The 18,060-nt window shown below is 58.1% G+C and carries 9 protein-coding genes and 1 tRNA gene; 8 read left to right on the forward strand and 2 right to left on the reverse strand.

What is annotated here, in order from left to right:
- The first annotated feature begins 412 nt into the window (after window positions 1–412).
- The 6 genes from AB1772_00005 (at window position 413) to AB1772_00030 (ending at window position 11,547) form a co-directional block, all read left to right on the forward strand.
- Window positions 413–964: a DUF4416 family protein gene (locus AB1772_00005; GenBank protein MEW5794717.1), complete on the forward strand. Its 552-nt coding sequence runs from the start codon at window positions 413–415 to the stop codon at window positions 962–964.
- Window positions 965–1,459: 495 nt separating this feature from the next.
- The gene (locus tag AB1772_00010) at window positions 1,460–5,602 is read left to right on the forward strand and encodes a sigma 54-interacting transcriptional regulator (protein ID MEW5794718.1); all 4,143 of its coding nucleotides are present in this window, start codon (window positions 1,460–1,462) and stop codon (window positions 5,600–5,602) included.
- A 279-nt stretch (window positions 5,603–5,881) separates the two neighbouring features.
- Window positions 5,882–6,115 carry a hypothetical protein gene (locus tag AB1772_00015; protein MEW5794719.1) on the forward strand — a complete coding sequence of 78 codons (234 nt, stop codon included), beginning with the start codon at window positions 5,882–5,884 and terminating at the stop codon, window positions 6,113–6,115.
- A gap of 148 nt (window positions 6,116–6,263) precedes the next feature.
- Complete coding sequence (locus tag AB1772_00020) at window positions 6,264–6,485, forward strand: hypothetical protein (protein MEW5794720.1); 222 nt, start codon at window positions 6,264–6,266, stop codon at window positions 6,483–6,485.
- 442 nt (window positions 6,486–6,927) lie between these two features.
- Entirely contained in the window at window positions 6,928–8,190 is a 1,263-nt protein-coding gene (gene murA, locus AB1772_00025; GenBank protein ID MEW5794721.1) for a UDP-N-acetylglucosamine 1-carboxyvinyltransferase, read from the forward strand.
- Between the two features lie 63 nt (window positions 8,191–8,253).
- Window positions 8,254–11,547, forward strand: coding sequence for a hypothetical protein (locus AB1772_00030; protein MEW5794722.1), 3,294 nt, complete (start codon window positions 8,254–8,256; stop codon window positions 11,545–11,547).
- Between the two features lie 219 nt (window positions 11,548–11,766).
- Here the strand turns inward: AB1772_00030 and AB1772_00035 are convergent, their stop codons facing one another.
- Window positions 11,767–14,268 (reverse strand): AAA family ATPase, encoded by a 2,502-nt coding sequence (locus AB1772_00035; GenBank protein ID MEW5794723.1) that lies wholly within the window; start codon window positions 14,266–14,268, stop codon window positions 11,767–11,769.
- 524 nt (window positions 14,269–14,792) lie between these two features.
- Here AB1772_00035 and AB1772_00040 point away from each other — a divergent pair.
- A tRNA-Glu gene (locus AB1772_00040) sits at window positions 14,793–14,865 on the forward strand.
- Window positions 14,866–14,957: 92 nt separating this feature from the next.
- A complete protein-coding gene (locus AB1772_00045) occupies window positions 14,958–15,608 on the forward strand; it encodes a CDP-alcohol phosphatidyltransferase family protein (GenBank protein MEW5794724.1) in 651 nt (216 codons plus the stop codon).
- Between the two features lie 4 nt (window positions 15,609–15,612).
- Here AB1772_00045 and AB1772_00050 read toward each other — a convergent pair whose 3' ends face one another.
- The gene (locus AB1772_00050; protein ID MEW5794725.1) at window positions 15,613–17,946 is read right to left on the reverse strand and encodes an ABC transporter substrate binding protein; all 2,334 of its coding nucleotides are present in this window, start codon (window positions 17,944–17,946) and stop codon (window positions 15,613–15,615) included.
- Between the last annotated feature and the right edge of the window lie 114 nt (window positions 17,947–18,060).

Genomic DNA, 18,060 nt, shown 5'->3' on the forward strand with positions numbered 1-18,060 from the left:
CTTTTGCCTGGCTGGGAAATAATCGTCGCTTGGTGGTCCGCTGGGACCGTGATATTGTGGTTTATGAGGCGTTTTTTCATGTCGCTTGCCTGCTCATCACGCTGAAGAGGTTATGAAATGGCTTCTACAACCGGCATGTGGACTACATTCATTACAATCCCGTGAAACACGGCCTCGTCGCTGCACCCAGAGAGTGGCGCTTAAGCTCTATTCACGATAATCGTTTCGAGTCAGTGTACAGCCCCGACTGGGGAGTTGAAGAGCCACCGGGGATGACTGGGGAGTTCGGCGAGTAGAAGTGATGGCAGGACCGCAGGGGTCCTGCCCTACGAAACAACCACCAAGAGGCCCGCCGCCACCCTTCCCTTGTTTTTGTTGCGCCCCGCGCCCTCTACCCCGTATCTCTGGCGCCATGGCACGTATTCAAAAACCCCCCAAAGGACGACTCGTAGTCTCTATCATCTATAACTCCCTCGACGGCCTCGCCGACGCCCTCAAGCTTCTCGAAAAACAGTTCGGCCGGGTCCAGTGCGAAACCATGGAGCTTTCCTACACCTCCGACAAATACGCCGAGGAAATGGGCACTGAACTGCAGCGCCGGTTCTATTCTTTCGAGCGGCTGGTCGAGCGTGACCGCCTGCCTGAAATCAAGGCCGCCTGCCATAAGGTCGAACAGCAACTGGGCGACCTGGTCGACGATTTCGCCTTCCGCACGGTCAATATCGACCCCGGCATCATGACTCCGGACAGTCTGGTGATGGCCTCGCATCGGGAGTATAACCACCGCATTTACATGCGCGACGGAGTTTTTGCCGAACTGGCCCTGGTGTACTCGCGCGGGCGGTTTGTGCGCCTGCCGTGGACCGTGGTTGATTTCTGCCAGGGCGAGGCGATCGAGTTTTTCCTTCGCGTAAGGCAGTCGTTTGAGATGGTCGAAGAATCGGTAACCCAGCCGGCGCAGTAGCTCCACATGAGCTGGTAAGTGACTCCTCGCCAGCGACGGCCGAGTGACTTGTACCCCACCCAACGGGTGGGATCTTCATTGCGACAATCGAGTCAGATCACGGTGAATTCAAACAATGTAGGTCAAAACCCCTGAGTCGAACGCGTTAGCGTGAGACGTGGTTTTGACAATGAGGCTTCGTTCAGAAGTTCTGCTCAGATGCAAGCAACCCACAGCAAGCTGTGGGCTACCGGCACACTGCCGCGTCGTCCGGCGGCAGGCGCGGAGGCCTGCCGATCAGATACAAGGACATTTCCATCCCACCCGCAAGCGGGTGGGCCACCGAGGACATCTTCATGCTGGAGTCATCACCATCCCACCCGCAAGCGGGTGGGCCACCGGGGCATGGAGCGGGCCGACGGGCCACAACTGCTTGCAAGGTTGGTCGGCGTTGGATATAATGTTACCAAGGATACGGACATCGGGACCGAGTCTCGCTGATGTCATTCCGCGACCATGGCAGACCCTAAGACCAAAACCCCCGCCGAGCGGTACGCGCTGCTTACCCGGCTTTCGTCCAACAATTCTGCCGAATCCTGGTTGGCCGAAAACCGTCTGACGGGTAAAAAGTGCTTTGTTAAGACGGCGCCGATTTCCGGTGACACGTCGGTTTCATCCCCCGCAGGTATACTTGAAAGGTCGTTTTCTTTTCAGTCGCGACTCCGGAGCGGGCTGATCCTGACCGCGGTGGCCTGCCATAAAGATGACAGCCGCGTGTATGTCGAATATCCGTATGTCGAGACCCTGACCAGCGATCCGATGTCTTCAGGCGTGCTATTCAAAGAGACCGGGCAACTGCTTGTGGATATCAGCCTGGCCGCCGACTTTCTCCACGCGATGGGGCTGGTACACTGTGATCTCAAGATCGAGAACTTTCGCTCACGCCGGATTAAGGGCGAGATGCGCCATATCCTGGTCGACCTGGACACGCTCCACGAAATCAACACCAAGTGGTCCGGACGGGTGGTCGGAACACCCGGGATGGTCGCGCCCGAGATCATGACAGGCGATTATCTCACTGGTAAGAGCGATCTGTTCTCGCTGGGGAAATCTCTCGAAGAGCTTATTACCGGGCATGTCGCCGAGGGCGACGAGCCCGCGCGAGCGACTGAGATGCTGGAACGCCTGCACCGGTTAACGGGTCTCCTGACCCTGCCCACTCCTGATCAGAGACCGCCGTCGGCTATCGACGCCCTCCGCTCGTCCGGGCTGATCGACGATTCCAAAGCGGCCGAATTCAAGAAGACGCTCCTGGCGATGTTGCTTACCGGGACGTTTCGTCGGGTGCGAACCAGGCTGGCGGACGAAAGGGTCTCGATTCAGAAGGCGCTCTTTCAAGAGTCAGGGTTATACTCGGTCCCCGACGACCTGGCCGGGGCAACACTGTCGGCCTTCCGCGTGAGCCCCCGCGAAACCCTGGACACCTTCAAGTGGCTCTGGCGGGTGACGTATATCCACCAGTTCGGCGACTATTGGCAGCTTGCTCTCACCGACGAAAACCTGCTTGAAGCGTTCGTACGATTGGATCGTGTGGCGCCGGTCCAACACCGACAGGCCAAGCAAAAGAGCGAATCCCCCACAGGGGGACTTCGGCAATATCTCTTTCTCAAACAGGAGTGGCGGGGGCGATGCGCGGATGGGGTTGTCGGACGGGACGTGTTGGCGATGCTGACATCGCTAAGTGACCTCGCCCGCCAACTGAATCGACCCGACGAAGCGGCTGAGTTTCTCGGGGAAATGCTGCAGCGACTGACACCCGGGGTGTCGGAGCATTCGGAGACAGCGGAGCGGCTTGTCCTTCAGCTTTATGCTGCCGGAAAAGTAGACGAGGGTTTTCACAGGTCCGTCGCGTTTGCTGAACAGTATCTGGTCCTTGAACCCAGATCGGCATTCCCATTCGAACGACTTGCCGCCTGGGCGATGATCGTCCGTGGGGATCAGACCGAAGCAGAGGTAAGGCTTCGCGCACTGATCGAGCGCAGTCGCGATGCCGGAGACATCACCTCACAGGTGCGAGCCATCGGCATGCTGGCGGGCGCCCTTAAGGCGGGAGGCCGAACCGACGTTGCCCATCAGACGTATGCGGAGTGTCTGAAGCTGGCGCGCAAGAACGGACTTGAGCCGGCGATATCGTCGGCCATCGCCGCCTACGCAGCCTTGTGCTACGAGACTGGAGATTTTTCAAAAGCAGTGAGATTAGGCCGGCTAGCTCACACGTCTGCGAGCGCAACCGGTGACTTGTATCTCGCCCACCATGCTCTCGAATCCGTTGTCGCCGGGCTGATCCGGTTGGGCGATTACCGCGAGGCAGAGCGAGTTATCGGCCAGTGGCTTCAAACCATCCACCTTCACGGCGGCAAGCTGCAGTACGCCGAATACTACCTGAACCTCGGCTGGCTGCACACCGTGCGGTGCGAGGTCGTGCCGGCACGCCAGAACCTGGCCAAAGCTCTCGGCATAGTGGAACACAGTCCGACAAGCGTCGTCACCGTTCTCGCCAACAAGAACCTGGCTTACCTGGCCTTGATGCAGGGGCGGCGCGGCGATTGTCTCGAGCACGTCGAGCAAGGCTGTGCGGTCGCCGGCAATCTCAAAGACGCGGTCTCACTCGCTGAGTTCGAATACCTTCGCACCGCATGTGATCTCCTCTACGGCGCCCCGCCCGATGCCGAGCGGCTGGCCAATACGCTTCTCAACTTGATGAACCTCAACTGCGCAAGTTACGCGGGATTGGCCTACCTGGTGCTACTGGCAGGACGGCAGGACGACATCGCTCGGCAGGCCCGGGGGTATTTCTCGGATGACAATATCGATCGAATGGCCCGGCAGGGTCCAATCGGCGGAGCCGCCCGGCCGCTCTTCAAGTGTGAAATCGATTCGGCTTTGTCGTGGGATGACTGGCTCCGCACCGCAAAATCCTCCTGCCGCATACTCGATTCGGCGGGCCACCGGTTCACGACCTCCCTGCTGTGCGAGCGCATCGCCGACCAGTGTCACCTGCATGACCATCCCAAGCTGGGTGAGCGCTTCCTGGCGCACGCCACCACACTGGCCAACGATCTGGGAAACGGCCCACTCACCCAACGTCTAACCTCGAGACAGAACGAACGGGGTCGCCTGCGCTACGAGAAACGGGCGTTGATGGACACGATCGCGGGAATTTCACAGGTTATCAAGAACCTCGCCACTTACCGAAACGCGCTCGAGAGCATTGTCACACTTGCCACGAGAATGACCGAGGCGGAGCGCGGCGTGCTGCTCACGCGTGAAAGCGCCGGCGGCGAGCTCCAAGTGAGGGCATATGTCAACTGCGACGATAAATCGCTCAGGCCTATTACCGATTTCAGCCGGAGCATTGCCGCAACGGCTCTGGAGAGACAACAGGTGTTCGTCGCCCACGACGCTCTTGCCGACGAGCGAACCAAAGGCAGTAAGAGCATCTTCGAACACAACATTCGGTCCCTGCTGTGTGTCCCGGTGGCGCCCGCCGGGCAGGTCGAGGCAATCCTGTATCTGGATCACCATACCATCCCGGCCCTTTTCGACGATGAAGACGTGCAGTTCGTCACCGCCCTGGCCGAGGTGGTGTCCGTAGTGCTCAGCAAGGCACGGGAACAGCGACGGCTCAACGCCCGGACGTCGTATCTGGAAGAGTACCTCGCCAGCGAAGGCCACAACCTGGTGTTTATCAGCCAGGACCCTGTGGTGTTGGGGCTGCTCGAATCGCTGCCGGCGATAGCCACGTCGGACGCAAGCGTACTAATTCGGGGAGAGAGCGGCACCGGCAAGGAAATTCTCTGCAATTTGATTCATGCCCAGAGCGGCCGCGCCGACCGTCCTTTGGTCAAGCTAAACTGTGCCTCGATGCCCGAAACGCTGGTGGAAAGCGAGCTGTTCGGCACGGTGAAAGGGGCTGCCACCGGTGTGGCTACACGGGCAGGCCGATTCGAGGCAGCCGATGGCGGCACGCTGTTTCTCGATGAGGTCGGCGATCTGCCGCTCAAAGTCCAGGCGAAAGTGCTGCGGGTGATCGAGAACCAGGAATTCCAGCGAGTCGGCAGCAACCGCACCATTCACACCGATATTCGCTTCGTCTACGCGACTCATCAGGATCTTCGTGCCATGGTGAGCCAAGGGACCTTCCGCGAGGACCTGTTCTACCGCATCTGTGCCGTGGAAGTCGATATCCCCCCGCTCAGGGACCGGCCCGGCGACATCCAGCCGCTCATAGATCATTTCGCCCGGCTGTTCGCGAAGGGCAATGCGCGGCCGGTCCGTTTCTCACCTCAGGCCGCTGCCCTGCTCGGCGTTTACGACTGGCCCGGCAATGTGCGGGAGCTCCGCAATCTGGTCGAGCGGCTTTCGATATTCGCTTGCCGCGACGGCACGATCGGGGTCAGCGAGCTCCCCCGCGAAATGCGGCTCCCCGGCGGAGACAGTTTCGGCTCGAAAGACCGCACGGCGCGTCTCGAGAAGTCTGTGATTCTTGGCGCCCTGATCGCCAACGAATGGAACCAGTCGGCGTCTGCAAAGGAACTGGGTCTTACTCTGTCGACGCTTCGCCGAAAAATCAAAAAGTACAACCTCAACCGTCCCTAATCCGCTCTTCACCTTGCCGACTTGCCGCTTTTGACAAGGGCGGCGGCAAATGTAACTTACACTGCCGCAGTGGCTTGACCTCCTGCGCTCGATTCTTGTGCATGATACGCGGCATTACCAAGTCACTCCTGAATCGGCAATCTGAAGGTAATCGTCTGATACTCAACGCGATGCCACAACTGCCTTCCTCGCCCGTGGCGCCGGCACTTCGCTTGCCATGGACTCTGTAGCAATAGGTTTCCAAACCTATTTCAGGCATAAAGAGAAAGAGGCAAGAAGATGCGTTTGATCAGACTTGGATTTCTGGCGCTGGTGGCTTTCTCATTAGTGGTCGCCAGCCTGAGCGGACCGGTGGCGAAGGCGGATGGTGGAGGGGGGATACTCCCGCCGGGAGAGGAAGATTCCACGGACATGGTTGTACAGGATCCTGACTCGACCGGGTCAGCTCCGGACACCACTGAGGAGTCGACCCAGACCAGTTTCTGGTACTGGATCTTGATGGTGATAATGTAGCAAAACCAGCTTGAAAGGGACGTGGTCCAAACCAGCCACGGGGGGGAGGGCAAGCTTAAGGCTGAGGGCGGAACAGAAGTTTACAAACGCACCGGGGAGATCATGCCCTCTGGCGGTGGACGACTCAAACTACCTGGGAGGTAGAAGAATGTTACAACAGACCTCGAATGGAACCCTCAACCTGTTGCTTCACGCGGCAGACCAGAGACTCAAAGTGAACGTCACCTATGCACGGCGGTGGCTCCCGCCGAAACGCGTTGTCGTCCAGCCCACGATGAAGTACGCCAACGGCTGGTATCTGTGCGGGCTGCCCGATGACAACTCGCTGGTTCTCTCGCTGAACTCAATCCTCAGAGTGCAGATCATCTGAGCGGCGCTGACGCTGCCGAGCAGCAAGCAGTACGGAGGCAGAGGTAGGGCAGAATCCCAGGATTGCTCGCGTGAGCGAGCAATCGGCGATGCTGCCATCCGTGGCTAGTGGACGTCCCCGTCCACCAGCTTGCTGCGGAAGAACTGGCGCACCGGGAGGTACGCCAGTCACGGGAGTCGGGCTCACGCGCATTGTCCACCCATTAATCTTTTCGTTGCTTTGATGGGTCACTTAGAGGGTTATTGGGACGATTCGCTCCCTCGTTGAAGGGCTCTGTGAGAGAACTCGGCGTGGTTTCACCCGAGCCGCGGCGCGCGGACGGGCATGGTAGCTCACATGACCGTCGGGCTGGGTCGCCCGACGGCACGCGGGTGTACTCGAGTCTTTCTTTGGCACAAGGCGAGAGGAACAAACACCGCAGGCTGCCATACAAAGGTAGTACATGGACAAGTTCGTTATCAACGGCCCCGCCAAGCTCCGAGGCAAGATTAAGGTCGACGGCTCCAAGAATGCCGCGCTGCCTATCCTCGCCGCCACCCTCCTGATTGAAAAGGGCGAGACGGTCATCAGGAACGTCCCTCCCCTGATGGATATCTACACGTTGTCGCAGATGCTCGAGTATATCGGGGCGCGTGTTACCTACGACGGCGTGGCCAGAGTTGTCACGGTCAATGCGGAGCATCTCACCGAGAACACCGCTCCGTACGAGCTGATGCGCAAGATGCGCGGCTCGTTTCTGGTGTTGGGACCGCTCCTAGCCCGGCTGGGTGAAGCGCGCGTCTCACTACCGGGCGGGTGTGTGCTCGGCGCCCGGCCGGTCGACTACCATATCAAGGGTTTCGCCTCTCTGGGCGCTAAAGTGACCGAGGACAGTGGCTACGTGATCGCTCGGGGGAAGCCTCTCGAGGGCGGCGCCGTTTATTTCGACAAACCCTCCCACACCGGCACCGAGAACCTTCTCTACGGCGCGGTGATGGCTAAGCGTAAGACGGTGATTACCAACGCCGCCTGCGATCCGGAAGTGGTCGACACAGCCAGTTTTCTCAATGCCGCCGGAGCCAGGATCCACGGTGCCGGCACACCCAATATCGTGGTAGAGCCGGTTAAAAGACTCAGAGCAATCGAGTACTCAGTCTCAGGTGACCGATTAGTCGCGGGAACATACGCTATCGGCGCCGCCATAACCGGCGGACAACTCGAGATCTCCGGAGTGCCATCCGAGCAGCTTGCCGTAGTGTTGCATAAGCTGCTGGAAATGGGCTGCCAAATCGAGACCAAACGAGCGAGCTTCACGGTGAGAGGCCCAAAGCGACTCACTGCTACCAATGTCACCGCGTTCCCTTATCCCGGATTTCCCACCGATCTCCAGGCTTGCATCTCGGCGGCATGCGCTATCGCGACGGGAACCTCGCATATTCGGGACACTGTTTTTGTAGATAGGTTCGCCCACGCCATGGAGTTTCGCCGTCTGGGCGCCGACATCAGCGCCGCCGGGGGCGAAGCAGTGATCAATGGCGTCGAAAGATTGCAGGGCGCGGGCGTTATGGCGCCGGACATCAGGGCGGGAGCCGGCATCGCCCTGGCCTGCCTCGTGGCGCATGGACAATCGGAGTTGTCGCGAGTGTACCATCTCGACAGGGCTTACTACCGACTCGAGGAACAGTTGTCGCGCCTGGGTGCCGATATTAAGAGAATGAAGGCATAGGCTCGGTGTATAAAACCAAACAGACCGTCCGGTACGGCGTCCTGTAGAAGAAAGCAACCCGAGATGCGTAAGAATCTGTTACTCGTAGTATCAATTATCCTGTTCGCGATCAATGCGACCGGTCAGGAGACTTATTTCGGCAAAAACAAGGTCCGCTACCGGGACTTCGACTGGAGTTACATCCAGACCCGCCATTTCGACATTTATTTCTACGAAGACGCCTACTCCATCGCCAAGTTCTCGGCCAATGTGTTGGAGGCGGCCTACAAGGAAGTCTCTGACGAACTGAATTATAATCTCCAACATCGGGTGCCCGTCTTTCTTTACAATTCCCACAACGAGCTCCAGCAGACCAACATCATCCCGAACCTGTTGAGCGAGGGAATCGGAGGGTTTACCGAACCGTTCAAGAATCGCATCGCGGTTCCGTTCACCGGTTCTTACGAAGACCTCCGCCACGTGCTTCATCACGAGCTGACTCATGCCGTCGTGCACAACATGCTGTTCGGGAACAACCTGTCGTCGATTCTCTCCCGTCAGCGCTTCTTCGACCTGCCCGCCTGGTTCTCCGAAGGATACGCCGAGTATTCGTCGCGCCACGGCTGGGATTACAATTCGGACATGTTCCTTCGTGACGCCACGGTCAACAACTACCTCGTCCCGCCCCAGTATCTCGAATACAACTATTTCGCCTATCGCCAGGGTCAGGCGATGGTCAAGTATATCGCCGATAAGTACGGCGAAGACAAGCTGCATAAGCTGATCCAGAAGGGCAAGATCCTCCTAACCATGAGCAAGACCATGAAGGCGGTGCTGGGGGTCGAAGAGAAAGACTTCTGGGATGACTTCTCCAAAGAAATGAAGCGCCGCTACTGGCCTTCCATTGCCTCGCTCAAGGAAGCCGATGAGATTGGCAAACAGTTGACCAAGGCTCGCGAGGACGGCTCATATTTCAACGAAAAGCCGGCCTTTGCACCCGACGGTGATGTGATCGCGATCTTCACCGATAAGTCCGATTACACTGAGATTGTACTGATTTCACCCTACGACGGAAAGACGATCAAGCGCCTGGTCAAGGCGGAGCGTTCCGGCGATCTCGAGTCGCTCCACGCCTACGTTTCGGGGATGTCGTTTTCACCCGACGGCGAGAATATCGTCTTTGCCGCGAAGTCGCGCGGCAAGGAATCGCTCTTCTTTGTAAGGGTTGCGGATGGCGACGTCTATCTCAAGCGGCGATTCGAGTACCAGAATATCGTCAATCCGGCCTGGTCGCCCGATGGCCGCATGGTTGCCTTTGCTGCGCTTGACGGCGATCAGCGCGATTTGTATGTGTATCACATCGACAGCGACAAGATTACCCAGGTCACGAATGACCGGTATGACGATGTTGAGCCAAGCTGGATGCCGAATTCTGCGGAGCTAGTGTTTTCGTCCGATCATCCCCACCCGCAGAATCCGGTCATCGACAATGTCGGCCACCCGTATCTTATCTCGGCCGACGCTTATATGCCGGGCGACTTCGATTACGGCATGTACAACATCTTCAAAGTCGGCATGGACGACAGGCGAATCGGGCCGATCGATGTCGGCCCGGGACAAAATCACCAGCCCATGGTCTCTCCCGACGGTACCCGGCTGGCCTTCATATCGAACCGCAACGGTATTGACAACATCTATGTCGGTGATCTGGACAGCACGCGGTATTTTGCGGTCACCGATATTCTGACCGGCGTGAGGCACGTGTCATGGTCGCCCAAGGGCGACCGGCTGGTCTTCTCTGCGTTTTACCAGGGCGCGTTTGACATCTTCCTGCTCGAGAACCTTGTACCGTTGGGAGAAAACGGCGCCCTCGCCGAGACCGACTTCGTCAAAGGCAATTACGATCTGCTCGGCAAGGCGATAACCGAACCGGCAGCCGCTACCGGACAGGTGACAGACTCTACTATAGTCAACACTGCGATGGTAACAGGTACCATTGCTGAGTCTTCCACTCCACTGGCGGTTACCGACAGCGCGGCTATCACTCCGGGCGATACTCTGGCAGTCGCCGATACAACCCGTGTAGTGGAAGAAACGGGAATTTACGACGATGAATACGTGTATGTGGGCAGCGCCGCTGACGCCGCGCTCGATTCGGTACTTCAGGATGTCCGCCGCGATCATGACAGCACGATGACCGAGACGCGGCGCAAGGAACCGGCCTCGTTCGATTCCATCCCCCCGCCGTTGCCCGACGGCGAATACAGCGTGAACAAGTACCGTCCCAGGCTGACCACCGACTTTGTCGGCGGCGGTTTCTCGTATGACACATTCTTCGGTGTGCGCGGGCAGACGATTTTTGTCTTCTCGGACTATCTCGGCAATCACCAGGTGCTGGTGGCCACCGATCTGGTCAACAGTCTCGACCAGTCGTTCGTGCAGGCGTATTATTTCAACAACACGAACCGCACCAGCCTGGGCGTCGGAGCGTTTCACACCAAAAACTACTACGAGGATTCTTACGGCTTTATCTTCTCCGATCGCTTCTACGGCGTGCAGGGTTTTGCCAGCCGACCATTCTCGATATTCAGCCGACTCGAGGCCTCGGTAGCCGAGGTGTTCATAGATCGCAAGTACTATGACCGCGCGCTGGGAGATACTCGACCGAACCGGAGCGCCCAGATAACCAGCGTCACCGGCTCGTACGTGTTCGACAACGTCCTCTGGGGCTACACCGCGCCGGTCAACGGGCGACGGTTCAAGTTCACACTCGACGGCGGCACCGACCTGTTCGACGCCGAGGGAATCGGATTCTATTCAGCGGGATTTGATTATCGCAAGTACTGGCATATCGCCCGGACGGTATCGATGGCCCTCCGGTTCAGCGGCGGAGCGTCGTTCGGGCGGACACCAAAGCAATACTTCCTCGGCGGCACAACCAACTGGATCGGCACGCGCACGCTCGAGGCCAAGGTGTACGACGTCGAGAACCTCTATTTCGCCGATGTCGTCACTCCCCTGCGCGGACAGGAATACTACGGCATATCGGGCGACCGGTACGGCCTGATCAACTGGGAGCTCCGCTTCCCCATGATCCAGTATTTCGCCATGAAGTATCCCCTGCCGATTCTGCTAAGCAACGTTACCGGCGCGGTATTCACCGATGTCGGTGCAGCCTGGTTCGGCGGCAAATTCAAAGGGGGCACATCTGACAACGGGGTCAGCCGGCTTCAGGATATCAAGGCCGGGTTCGGTGTCGGCATGAGGATCAACCTGTTCGGTTTTGCGCTTCTTCGCTACGATGTCGCCTGGTCCACCGATCTTGACGATGTCGCCGACAAACCATCACACTATTTCTCCTTCGGCGCAGACTTTTAGAGCAAAAACAAAAGGCGCGACTGGGAGGAGGTCACGCCTTTTTCGTCGCTACAAGACCGTCAATAGTAGGAGGGTTGGACTGATTGCCGATCTCGTTAGCTTTGCGCATTAAACCTGATAGGTTCGCTAAAACATAGGTCCACTCGAATATAAGTCAAGGGAAAAATGTGGACTCCAACCGGTGGAGCACCTGCTTTCGACGGCGCGGCCATCTACGCCTCAGTCATCATTGGCGCCGCCGGTAGAACGTTTGCCGCGATTGTTCTTCTTGTCATTCGATATCGAGCGACCGAAGCGATCCAGCTCCAGCGCCATCTGCCGCAGCTTATCATCCGCCTTGTACATCACCGATCCCCTCGTGAATCCGCCCCGAGCAAGGCGTTTTCCACCGGAAACTCCCGTGAGAATCGCAATCCCTTCATCGACTGTTCTGATAGGATAAATGTGAAACTTCCCGGCCTTGACCGACTCGATTACGTCAGGGCGAAGCAACAAATCCTGCACGTTCTGCTGCGGGATGATCACACCCTGGGTACCGGTCAGACGGCGGCTCTTGCAGACGTCGTAGAAACCCTCGATCTTCTCGTTCACGCCGCCGATCGGCTGGATCTCGCCCTTCTGATTGACCGAGCCGGTGACCGCGATCCCCTGCTTGATTGGCAGACCTGTCAGCGACGACAGAATCGCGAAAACCTCGGTGGCCGACGCAGAGTCGCCGTCGACTCCGGAATATGACTGCTCGAATGAGATCGACGCCGACATGGCGAGCGGTTTATCCTGCGCAAACATCTGGCGGAAGTAGCCGGCTAAGATGGCCACCCCCTTGGTGTGCAGCGGACCGGAGAGATCCGCCTCCCGCTCGATATTGATAATGCCGGCCTTACCCAGCGAGGTATTCACGGTGATACGCGTGGGACGGCCGAAGGGGTATTCTCCTGTGCTGTACACCGCCAGCCCGTTGATCTGACCGACTGCACGACCAGTGGTCGACACCAGAAGCACCTCGTTGTCGTACAGTTCCTGTACCTTATCCTCCACGAGATTCAGGCGCCGGCGTCGATTGACAATGGCGTCGAAAACGTCACGACGCGACACCATCGATGCTCGACGCTGTTTCCCGAAATACGAACCCTCGCGGATGATATCGGCCACCGGCGTAAAGCGCACGCTCAGCTTGTTGCGGTGCCCGGCCAGGCGACGGCCGTACTCGACCACGGCCTGCATACCGCTGATATCGTACGGCAGCAGGTTTTCGTCGCGTACAAGGCGACTTATAAAGCCGTAGTAGTTCTTCATATTCGCACGGTCAAGAGGCATGACCGTATCGAACTCGGCTTTGATCTTGAATATCTTCTTGAAATCGTCGTCGTATTCCCACAGTATGTTATAAATGTAGGCGTCGCCGATCAGCACCACTTTGACATCGAGCGGAATCGTCTCCGGTTTTATTCCCGATCCGGCCATCATCGAGAACGGATCGTACGCCGAGATTTCGAGCTCGCCGTTGCGGATCGCCCGCTTCAAAAATGTCCAGACCCCCGGCTCGGTGAACATGTCGGTGGCGTTCATCACGAGATACCCGCCGCTCGCTTTGAGAAGCGAGCCTCCGAAAATGCGCGTAAAATCGGTGCGCCAGTAGCCGAACCGGTCGACCACGCGCTCCAGTGAGCCGAACAGGTTCTTGTACGTAGGCGATTTCTCGATTATGATAGGTACCCCATCCGTCTCGGAATTATCGAGAATCAAATTCACCGCAAATTCTTCGAATGGTTCCTGTTTGCGAAAGGCCGGCGGCTCTTCCTCGCCGCGACGCGGGCGCGTCTCGCGGAAGCGATCGAGATCACTGAGCAGCGCCTGCTCCACTTCCTCCAGATACCCCACCACCTTCGTGCCGGGATAACGCCGCTTCAGCAGATTGACCTTGTCGGATACCAGGGGCGCCACCATGGATAGGTTTAGCTTCTCGAGTGCGTCCTCGAGTTTGGCGCTGATCTTTTTCGATTCGATGGTTGTGATGTCGAATTCGCGGCGAAGGCTGTCCCAGGCTCTGCGCAGTTCGTCCAACCGGGCCTCGGCGAACTTGCCTTCTTTGGCGAGCCGCTCGATTTTCTCGATCGACACCGGCTCGCCGTCGATAAGCGGCTGGATTTCGTTGCGCACGCCCACCTGCCCCTGAATCTGGACCATCACAAAACCGGCCTCGTTTAACTTGGCCTCGAAGGCTCCGATCAGTTCCTTTTGCCGGTTTTCATATTCGCGTACGACCCGGTTCTGGCGGTCCTTGTAGTCCTCGGACATGAAGATCTTGGGGACGACCTTGCGCACGGAGTGAATAAGATACTCTATATCTTTCTTGAATCGCTTGCCGTCGCCGGCAGGGAAGGTCAACGCCAGCGGATTGTCGACCTTCTTGAAGTTGTTGACATAGCAAGCGTCCATTAGGTGAGGATCGTCGCGCTCGAGCTGCTTCAACAAATGGCTGATCGTGGTCGTGCGACCGGTGCCGGGCATGCCGGTGACAAAGATGTTGTAACCGCGACTATGCACCGCCAAACCCACCCGGATAGCGTCGATTGCCCGCTGCTGGCCGATTATTCCCTCGCACGGCTCGATTTCATCCGAGCAGGTCGCCGTCCCAGGGCTGTAGGTGACGCTGTAGTCGAGCTGACGGGCGGTTATTTCCCGCGGTTTTCTGGTTCGAGTGATGCGGCCCTTGGGCATGATTCCTCCGTTGCCTGATGCCAACGCGGGCGGAATATACGGCCGGCAGGAAGCCCGGAGAAGCTAAAAAGGGCTGTGTGTCGACACCAGCTTCAGAGACCGCTGGGGGGTGGAGGTGCATATCCAACAGGAGTTTCAACAGATCCTGGTCCGGACCCCACCCGCCGAGGCGGGCGGGACCCGATTGAGATCAGCCGCAAGAGACTTTACCCGTGGGCCAGCCTCCCCTGTCCCGCAGGCTCGCGGGTGGGTTCTAGAGTTTAACTTGTCAAGACGGCAATTCAGCGCCGCGAACCGCCTGCCAAAATGGCAGATATGTCTGACACTGACTCAAGGTCACTTTTCAACAGCACACTAAAAAAATGTGGACTTTTGTCCCCACACTAAGCTCTTAGGACTCATAGTATTACCCGAGATTCTCGCCGCAACTTATTATAACACAACGTATTAAATTAGCTTGACAGCCGTTTTTGAAAATATGATTATGTGGCCCGATGCTACTCTTTAGCATTGCGCATTGAATCGGCGGTATCGTCTAGTGGTCTAGGACGGATGGTTCTCAGCCATCAAACCGGGGTTCGATCCCCCGTACCGCTAAAAGGTATTCGGGTGGTCGTGCTTGTCTATCCCTGTGGGCGACTTGGCCACCCGAATCTTCTTTGTGCCCCTATAGACACGGTTCTCCACCGATGAACTTCCACGAACTGTCGCGTCTTCCTAACCTGTTTAGTCTCTCGCGAGTCATTATTGCGCCGGCACTTCTGATCTTGCTTGGGCGCGATGATACAACGTCCGTGGTTGTCGCTTCGGTACTGTTCGCTTTGGCGGGGCTGACTGATTGGGCCGACGGTTACGTCGCACGCAGAACCGGTGCTGTCACGCCTCTGGGCATCGCACTCGACCCAATAGCGGACAAGATTTTCGCAGTTGTTCTGGTGTTAGGGCTAATCGCATTCCGAGAGTTCCCGATATGGCTTGCGGCCCTGGTTGTGGGGCGAGACCTGCTGATTCTTGCCGGTGGAGCATACTTGCTGAAGCGTCGCGACGGCCTGACCCTCCCCTCGAACCTTACCGGCAAGTGGGCATTCGCGGCACTCGTGGTTTTATTGGCGACATACCTGATTCGCTTCCCATTCGGGATTCAGATCATGACTCCGATTGCATCCGGTCTGCTGCTGCTATCGTTGACTATCTACAGCCGAACGTTTGTGAGGCATTGGCGGAATCAGATCGTAGAGCCATTTGCGGACAGGACGGCATACCGGATCATCCGTGTCTCACTGGCGATCGCGGTTGCTGCTCTCCTGCTGTTCAGGTTGGCTACCGACTTGATCCGATAGGGTTTCACTGCGATTGCACAAGACGCATCAACTCGTCAGGGCAGGAGCGGCCTGACGCGTACGCCGATATTCCGATCGTGGCCAGCGCATCGGCGGTGGCGCGAAAGTAATCCATCTGAGCCCCAATCGCATTCCGGCTGGCCGAGCGATCTTCTCGCGTCGCCTCGATCAATTCCAAAACCGTGCCTTTACCGGACGTGTACCGAGACAGCAGCTCCGGATACACCTGATTGGCCAGCTCGGCCGCTCTGGCCGCTATCGGGAATTGCTCGCAGCGGCTCAACACCCGCTCCCAGGCCACGCGCAAGGCGGCGGCGGTTTGCAGCGATGCCTGATCTTTGCCCCACGTCTCCTGGTCGAGCAGCGCGTTCATCCGCGCGCGTTCGTGCCACTGTTTTCCACCCAGAAAGAGAGGAAGCTTGATCTGGGCGCCGAGCGACCAGCTCGGAGTGGCCTCGTTTATGCCCGATCGAGCCGCCAGCTCATCGGTAACATCCAGATTCGCATAGAACCCGATGCTTGGATAGAATGCGGCGTTAGTTCGACCGAGTCGTGATCTTTGGACGGACACCTGCAAATCGGAAGCGGCCAGAGTAGGATTGTTCCGTACAGCAACGTCCAACAACGCGGCGACAAGCTCACTTCTTTGCCGCGGCGTTTTCGTGTGTTCTATGATAACAGCTTCCTGCTCGAAGAAACTGGCATCCGTGAAATGTCGTGAGTCCGGAACAAAGGGAAAATCACCTGGCCGACCCAGGAGGGTATTGAGCACCACGCGGGCGACGGCCAGATTGTACTCGGAGTCACGCACTGCCTGAAGCGCCGCCAACCACTGCTGTTCGGTGCGCCAGACTTCGTCGGCCTCACCCTCGCGCAGATCGTTCCTCAGTTTAGCGACCTGGAAACATTCCTGGGCCTGACGGCGGTTGGCCAGTTCCACCTGGCGTAGCTGTTCTGCTTCGAGTGCGCCAATGAACGCCGATGTCACCGCCAGTTCGAGCGCCAGAGCGGCCCTCTTTTGATCCGCCTCCGTACGGTCGCGCTCCAGCCCGGCGGAGCGGATGTCTCGGATAGCCCCGAGCGATAAAATCTCCTGCCGCAGGCTCAGTCGGGCGTGGTAGCGGTTGTTTTCGTAGCGGGGATCGTTGTTGACGGCGTTGTCATCGAAGTAACCAGCTGAGCCGCTGAGCTCCAGTTGCGGAAGATAGACCGACCGCGCCTCAGAATAGGCCGCCTCGGCAGCGTCAAGACTGGCCAGAGTCGCCTGCAAATCCGGATTCTGCGCCAGAGCCACGCCGACCGCGTCGACAACGCTCAGCCGCTCGACACTGTCCGGCGCGGGGGCATCGATGAGCGACACGTCATACCGACGGTCGGTAGACAAAGCGATTCGCAATTCGCGCATCATCTGGGAGTTGAGAGCTAGGCCGCGGGCATCGGCGTAGACGTTCGGCAGGTCGGCCGGAATGACTCCGCCGATGATTCGTACCGCCTTCACCGCTTGATAGTGGGCCTCCACCAGGGGAGTCTCGACCGAACCGCCCGCCAGGGCGCCACGGGTTACCTGGTATTCGCCCTCGCTGCAGAAGACCGGAATCCGGTCGCGCCCGACCATGGCGTGAAACTGGCGCATCCGGTCGCTCTCGCAACCCCACATTGGCGGCAGATAAAGGGCATCAATACTCTTATTCAACTGACGATACGCCTTAAAGAAAGCGTAGGCGCTGTCTACGTCGTACCCCTCCGCCGTGACAATCTCGAAACCGATCCGCCTGCCCAGCACGCGCATGCTGTCGATTACAGTCGGCGCTTCGCTCCCCGATGGGAAATAGAGCACGCCTATGGTGTCGGCCCGCACTAATTCGGTCAGGTATGCGAAGTCGGACTCTATTTTGCGCGGGCGAATCCGGACTGAGAGATTGTTCACAATCGAGCGGCCGTTTTGGTCGACCAGTCCTTCCAATACCGGATCGAAACGAAGCGCCGCCAGAATCGGCTTGTCGAATCCAGCTGCGAGCAAATCCTCGACTGTCCACGGCCCAGTGGCCACCACCAGATCGACATCCTGCGCACCGGCCAGTTCCCTGGCCATGACCCGCGACTGAGCGCGTTTCCACTCAGCAGATTTGTAACCGTCGGTGGGGTAATTGATCGTCACACCGGCTGGACACAACGCCTCCACCTGCTCGCGAAAATGGTTGCGGAATTCGGAGTGGGCCGGATACGGGCCGCCCTCGAAAAAGCCGATTCCGAAGGTGCGAGTTCCGCCCCTGGTTAGGGATACCAAGCTGAGAAGAAGCGTTATACAGGCTACTAAACCGACATTTCTATACAACATGCTTATTACTTCTCCGACATCAACAGGAGCCGGCTGGAAAAATAGACAACGGCTTCGCTGTGGGGAAGCACATTCTGACGGGCTGGGTCTGGGGAAGGATCAGACAAGCTGACA

This window comes from Candidatus Zixiibacteriota bacterium, from assembly GCA_040752815.1.
Taxonomy (GTDB): domain Bacteria; phylum Zixibacteria; class MSB-5A5; order GN15; family FEB-12; genus JAGGTI01.

Bases quoted from the DNA above. Each gene is read 5' to 3' on its own strand.
- murA (MEW5794721.1), top strand. From the start codon at position 6,928: ATGGACAAGTTCGTTATCAACGGCCCCGCCAAGCTCCGAGGCAAGATT.
- AB1772_00020 (MEW5794720.1), top strand. From the start codon at position 6,264: ATGTTACAACAGACCTCGAATGGAACCCTCAACCTGTTGCTTCACGCG.
- AB1772_00015 (MEW5794719.1), top strand. From the start codon at position 5,882: ATGCGTTTGATCAGACTTGGATTTCTGGCGCTGGTGGCTTTCTCATTA.
- AB1772_00005 (MEW5794717.1), top strand. From the start codon at position 413: ATGGCACGTATTCAAAAACCCCCCAAAGGACGACTCGTAGTCTCTATC.
- AB1772_00010 (MEW5794718.1), top strand. From the start codon at position 1,460: ATGGCAGACCCTAAGACCAAAACCCCCGCCGAGCGGTACGCGCTGCTT.
- AB1772_00035 (MEW5794723.1), bottom strand. From the start codon at position 14,268: ATGCCCAAGGGCCGCATCACTCGAACCAGAAAACCGCGGGAAATAACC.
- AB1772_00030 (MEW5794722.1), top strand. From the start codon at position 8,254: ATGCGTAAGAATCTGTTACTCGTAGTATCAATTATCCTGTTCGCGATC.
- AB1772_00045 (MEW5794724.1), top strand. From the start codon at position 14,958: ATGAACTTCCACGAACTGTCGCGTCTTCCTAACCTGTTTAGTCTCTCG.
- AB1772_00050 (MEW5794725.1), bottom strand. From the start codon at position 17,946: ATGTTGTATAGAAATGTCGGTTTAGTAGCCTGTATAACGCTTCTTCTC.